Below are 5,837 nucleotides of genomic sequence, written 5' to 3' on the forward strand. Positions count from 1 at the left end.
CTGGGGGACACCTTCGATCCGATCGCGGTCCCCGACCTGCCCACGCCGGATCCGGATCTCGATCGTTCGGTGGCGGAGCTGCGCAGGCTGCGTGAGGCGATCGCCGGGCTCGCCCACTCGGAGGTCGAGCTGGGGGACATCGCGGACCGGTTGGCCGAGGTCGCGGACCTCCTCGAGCCCCGCGTGCCGGAGCCGGCCCGTCGGCTGGAGGCCATGTGGACCGGCGCCGGGTCCCGCCGGGCCAACCCCGTCGGCGGTCCGGAGAACCCGATCGCCCCGCCGGTGCGGTTCTCCGGGTGTGACGACGGGTCGGTGACGGCGGAGGTCACGCTCGGACTGGCCTACCAGGGCCCTCCCGGGTGCGTCCACGGAGGGATCAGCGCGCTGATCATCGACCACATGATGGGCTTCGCGAACCACTGGGGAGGCCGCTACGGCATGACGGCCCACTACGAGATCGACTACCGGTCACCCACGCCGCTGCTGCGGCCGCTGACGTTCCGCTCGTGGGTGGACGAGGTGGACGGCCGCAAGACCTGGACCAAGGCGACCATCCACGCGGGCGACCGGCTGTGCGTCGAGGCCCGCGGGCTCTTCCTCGAGGCGAGCGTCGCGGTGCCGGGTCGCCCGGACCAGCGGTCGACCGTGGGGGACGGTGCCTGACCGGACCCGACACCTGGCCCCGGGGTGTCGACCCCGGGGCGCCGCCGACTCAGTGTTGGAGGTCGACCTGCACGACCTTCTGCAGGTAGGGGGCGATCACCTCGGTCAGGCCCGAGGCCAACTGGTCCGGGTCCTCGGGCGGGAGCGAGATGAAGCTGATGCCGATCCGGGCGATGATCGAGGCCGCCAGCCGGGCCTGGCTCGCCTCGATCCGCATCCAGCTCTCGGACAAGGCCGGCACGAGCACCTCGGTGGCGCGCTCGATGAGCGGCCCCGCCTCGGTGGTGATCAGCCGCAGCAGGTCCGGCTTGATGTCCCCCGTCACGAGCGCCCGGATGAGCGGGTCACGACTGCTGGACCGCAGGAAGCCGTTGATCCCCTCACTCAGGGCCAGCTCGATCTGCCCGGGATGCCTGATGATGGAGTCCCGGATCTCGCCGGTGAAGGTTTCCGACAGCTGGAGCGCGTACGCCTGGGCCAGGCCCTGACGGTTGCCGAACGTGCTGTAGAGCGTCTGGCGGCTCAGTCCTGCGGCCTTGGCCACGTCGGACATGGTCACGGCCGACCAGTCACGGGACTCCAACAGTTCGTGCATCGCGTCGAAGACGGTGAGGCGAGGCGACCAACGCTCCCCCTGGGAATCCCCGGAGGAGCGTCGGTCACTGGTGGAGGGGCGGCGCGGCATGAGGTCCATTGTTCCTGATCTGGCGTCCGCGGGTGGTGGAGGGCTACTTCACGGGCAGGAAGTCGACCTTGTCGCGGACGCCGCAGTCCGAGCACCGCCAGGTGGTGGGGATCGCCGACCACGGGGTCCCGGGCGGGAATCCCTCACGCGGCTCGCCGGCCGCCTCGGAGTAGTGGTGCCCGCAGTTCGGGCACACGTACTCGCCGGTCGGCGACGTCTGGTCGGCGGCGATGTCGGTGTCCGCGACCACCTTCTCCGCCACCGCGGTGGAGCCGGCGGCGGCCGCATCGACCCCGTGGCGGGCGAGGATCTTCTCGCGCTTGGACGGCTGGATGTTGGCCCGGGTGATGTCACCGTCGTAGTGGGCCAGCACCCGCTTGTCCATGACCTTGCGCCACAGCGGCGGCACGTAGGCCAGGACCATCATCGTGGCGTACCCGGACGGCAGCTGCGGGGCCTGCTCGAAGCTGCGCAGGACCTGGTAGCGGCGCATCGGGTTGGCGTGGTGATCCGAATGGCGCTGCAGGTGGTACAGGAAGATGTTGGTCACCAGGTGATCGGAGTTCCACGAGTGCTCCGGGCGGCAGCGCTGGTAGCGGCCGGCGGAGGTCTTCTGCCGCTTGAGGCCGTAGTGCTCCAGGTAGTTGACCACCTCCAGCAGCGAGAAGCCGAAGACCGCCTGGACGAGGAGCCAGGGCGCGACCTCCCAGCCGAACACGGCGATCAGTCCGCCGAAGAGCACGACGGTCATGAGCCACGCGTTGAGGTTGTCGTTGCGGATCGTCCACGGGCTCTTGCCCAGGCGACCGAGCCGCTCGGACTCGAGGTGCCAGGCCGACCGTGCGGATCCCACGACGCTGCGCGGCAGGAACGCCCAGAACGACTCGCCGAAGCGCGAGCTGGCCGGGTCCTCGGGAGTGGCGACGCGGGCGTGGTGCCCACGGTTGTGCTCGATGAAGAAGTGTCCGTACCCGGTGGTGGCCAGGGCGACCTTGGACAGCCACTTCTCGCTCCCGGCGATCTTGTGGCCGAGCTCGTGCGCGGTGTTGATCCCGATCCCGCCCGTGATGGCCACCGTCCAGGCCACACCGATCGAGGCGGCGATCCCGAGCCCGCCGTCGTAGCCGAGCCACGACAGGTCCTGGGCGGTCCACAGGTAGCAGGCGACGATGAGGGACGCGTACTGGAAGGGGATGTACAGGTAGGTGCACCAGCGGTAGAAGGGGTCCGCCTCGAGCCGGTCCATCACCTCGTCCGGCGGGTTCTGGCCGTCGGCTCCGACCGCCAGGTCGCCGAGGGGGATGGCGACGTAGACCAGGACGGGGAGCAGGAACCACGCGGCGGTGGCGGCCCAGCCCAGACCCAGCCCGTTGAACCCGATGACGAACGGCATCGAGAGGAACAGCCCCATCGCCGGGATCAGGCCGAGCAGCCACAGGTACCGCTTGGCGTCGGTCCACGCGTACGGCTCGACCGCGGCGTCGGTGGCGTCACCCACCGCGGCGGTGTCCTGGGCGGCGGCGTCCCGGGCGGCGGGGTCCGTCGTGGGGTCCCGGTCGGGACGCTCGTCTGCGCCCCGGGGGCGGATGTACTCGGTGCTGGACATCGTCAACGACCTCCAAAGATCACTGGTGATGTGGCCTACGCCACTGTCTGGAGACAAGATTAGACAAATTCCCGGGCCATGTCTAGACATGGGGTCTGATTTTGTCCAGGGAGGACGACGACGAGGCCATCCGTTCCACCGGCCGGTGCGGAATACGGGGGCGGTCCGCGCAGTTGTACCGACAGGTCGTCGGATCCACTCCGACGCGGGAGGAGTGGCGGACGTGACGATGCAGCAGGCCGCCATGCGCACCTTGATGCGGGCCGAGAACAACAACATCACGCTCGACCGCAGCGTCTTCACCCGCGAGAACTTCCACCGGATCGGTCAGTTCGCGCGACCGCACACCCGGTTGATCGTCCTGTTCCTGATCCTGTCCGTGTTCGGGGCCTCCCTCGCCGTGGTGACCCCGCTGCTCGCCGGCCGGGTGGTCACCGCGATCGTGGACGGCGCCGCGGTACGGGTGGTGTTCCTCCTCGCCGCCGCCATCGCGGTGATCGGCATCGTCGAGGCGGTCAACAACGTCGTGACCAGGTTCTGGTCGGCGCGAATCGGCGAGGGTCTGATCCTCGACCTGCGCCGTTCGGTGTTCGACCACGTCCAGACCATGCCGGTCGCGTTCTTCATGCGTACCCGCACCGGTGCGCTGGTGAGTCGGCTCAACAACGACGTCCTGGGCGCCCAGCGGGCCTTCTCGGACACCCTCTCCGGGGTCGTGTCCAACCTCGTCCAGCTCATCCTCACCCTGGTGGTGATGGCCGGGATCAACTGGCAGCTGACCCTCATGTCGGTGCTGCTGCTACCGGTGTTCCTCTTCCCCGCCCGCTACGTGGGCAGGCGCCTGGCCAGGCTCCGTCGCGAGGCCTCCGACCTCAACGCGTCGATGAACGACCAGATGACAGAGCGTTTCAACGCCGGCGGCGCGACCCTCGTCAAGTTGTTCGGCCGCCCCGACGCCGAGTCCGCGGAGTTCGCCTCCCGCGCGGGTCGGGTGCGGGGCATCGGGGTCCGCACCGCGCTGCTCATGAGCGTGTTCATGAACTCGCTGACGCTGGTCTCCACCCTGGCCCTCGCGCTGGTCTACGGCGTCGGCGGCTGGTTCGCCCTCACCGGCGGGATGGACGCGGGGTCCGTCGTCGCCCTCGCCCTCCTCCTGACCCGCCTGTACGGCCCGCTGACCTCGCTGGCCAACGCACCGATGGACGTGGTGACCGCTATCGTGAGCTTCGAGCGGGTCTTCGAGGTCCTGGACCTGGACCCGCTGCTCAAGGACGCCCCCGACGCCGTCGACGTGCCCGAGGGCCCCGCCGCCATCGAGTTCGACGACGTCCGGTTCTCCTACCCCTCGGCCGACAAGGTCTCCCTGGCCTCGCTGGAGGAGGTCGCCGTACTCGACACCCGCGGCGGGCAGGAGGTCCTGCACGGGGTCAGCTTCCACGCCGAACCGGGGCAGATGATCGCACTGGTCGGATCGTCGGGCGCGGGCAAGTCGACCATCGCGTCGCTGCTCCCGCGGCTGTACGACGTGGACTCGGGGGCGGTGCGGGTGGCCGGCCTCGACGTGCGTGAGGTCACCTCGTCGTCGTTGCGCCGGACGGTGGGCATGGTCACCCAGGACGGCCACCTCTTCCACGACACGATCCGGTCCAATCTGACCTTCGCCCGTCCGGAGGTGACCGACGAGCTGGTGTGGGACGCCCTGCGCCGGGCGCGGCTGGAGGAGCTGGTCCGGTCGCTGCCCGACGGGCTGGACACCGTCATCGGCGACCGCGGGTACCGCCTCTCCGGTGGCGAGAGGCAGCGCCTGACCATCGCGAGGCTGCTCATCGCGGAGCCCTCCGTGGTGGTGCTGGACGAGGCCACGAGCGCACTGGACTCCACCAACGAGTCCGCGGTCCAGGAGGCCCTCACCGAGGCGATGTCCCACCGGACGTCCCTGGTGATCGCCCATCGACTGTCCACCGTGCGCGCCGCCGACCGCATCCTCGTGCTCGAGGGCGGCAGCGTGGTGGAGTCGGGCACCCACCCCGAGCTGCTGGCCGCGGGTGGGCGGTACACCGAGCTGTACGAGACCCAGTTCGCGGACCAGGAGTAGCAGCCGCGTCGGCGGGGCCGGTCAGCAGCACCCCCACCGGTCAGCAGCACTCCCACCGGTCGGAAGCACCCCCGTCAGTAGCGTCCCCCGGCGATCGCGTCGTGGACCCGGTCGGTGTCGGCGTCGGCCCAGCCCGGGGGGTCCAGGATCCGGGCCCACATCTGCGCGGCGTCCGGCCCGAAGGTGTGACCGTGGCCGGCAGGGACCTCCGCGGAGAACACCATGTCCAGGGTGAACTGCCAGAACGTCACGAACGGGGTCCACCGCACCCCCGGGTCGAGATCGGGGCCCAGTGGCTCCCGCAGCCAGTCCGGGCGCTGCAGCAGGAGGTCGGGCGACCACCAGGTGATGGGATCGGAGGCGTGCTGCCAGTAGACGATCCGCGGAGAGGACCAGGGCGCGCCGTCGAGATCCAGATCCGGCCCGCCGGCGGCGAAGCGCACGTGCTCACCGCCGTCGATCACCGGTAGTCGCTCCGGCGAGCCCGCATCGCGGTGGGCGGTGAGGTAGGACCACTGCGGTGAGAAGTTGGGCGTGCCCACCCACAGCGCGCCGTCGGTCCGGGCCACCATGTCCTGGGCACCACCGAAGGCGGTCTGCCCCCCGAAGGAGCCGAGGCTCTCCCCGAACGCGACGAGTGCGGGGCGACGGGCCTCGGGCACGTCCGCGACGGCGCGCTCCACCGCCTCGAACAGGGCGCGTCCCGCGCGCTGGGGCGACTGCCGATCGGCCACGAACGCCAGGGGGCTGGGCAGGAACGAGTACTGCATGGCCGCGATCGCGGAGTC

Annotated in this window: 5 protein-coding genes; 2 read left to right on the forward strand and 3 right to left on the reverse strand. The window is 70.3% G+C overall.

From position 1 onward, the window contains the following. Positions 1-663, forward strand: a 663-nt coding sequence (locus G6020_RS05710; protein ID WP_182609950.1) for a PaaI family thioesterase, incomplete at its 5' end; no start/stop codon positions are given. A 49-nt stretch (positions 664-712) separates the two neighbouring features. Here G6020_RS05710 and G6020_RS05715 read toward each other — a convergent pair. Continuing rightward, positions 713-1,348, reverse strand: coding sequence for a TetR family transcriptional regulator (locus G6020_RS05715; RefSeq protein ID WP_241732585.1), 636 nt, complete (start codon positions 1,346-1,348; stop codon positions 713-715). Positions 1,349-1,391: 43 nt separating this feature from the next. After that, positions 1,392-2,954: a fatty acid desaturase gene (locus G6020_RS05720; RefSeq protein WP_187701314.1), complete on the reverse strand. Its 1,563-nt coding sequence runs from the start codon at positions 2,952-2,954 to the stop codon at positions 1,392-1,394. Positions 2,955-3,183: 229 nt separating this feature from the next. On the opposite strand from G6020_RS05720, the gene G6020_RS05725 reads away from it, so the two are divergent. After that, positions 3,184-5,049 (forward strand): ABC transporter ATP-binding protein, encoded by a 1,866-nt coding sequence (locus tag G6020_RS05725; RefSeq protein WP_182609954.1) that lies wholly within the window; start codon positions 3,184-3,186, stop codon positions 5,047-5,049. A gap of 74 nt (positions 5,050-5,123) precedes the next feature. Here G6020_RS05725 and G6020_RS05730 read toward each other — a convergent pair. Beyond that, positions 5,124-5,837: alpha/beta-hydrolase family protein (locus G6020_RS05730; RefSeq protein WP_182609952.1), on the reverse strand; the 714-nt coding region annotated here is incomplete at its 5' end.

Source organism: Dietzia sp. B19, from assembly GCF_014145155.1.
In the GTDB taxonomy this organism is placed as follows: Bacteria; Actinomycetota; Actinomycetes; order Mycobacteriales; family Mycobacteriaceae; genus Dietzia; species Dietzia natronolimnaea.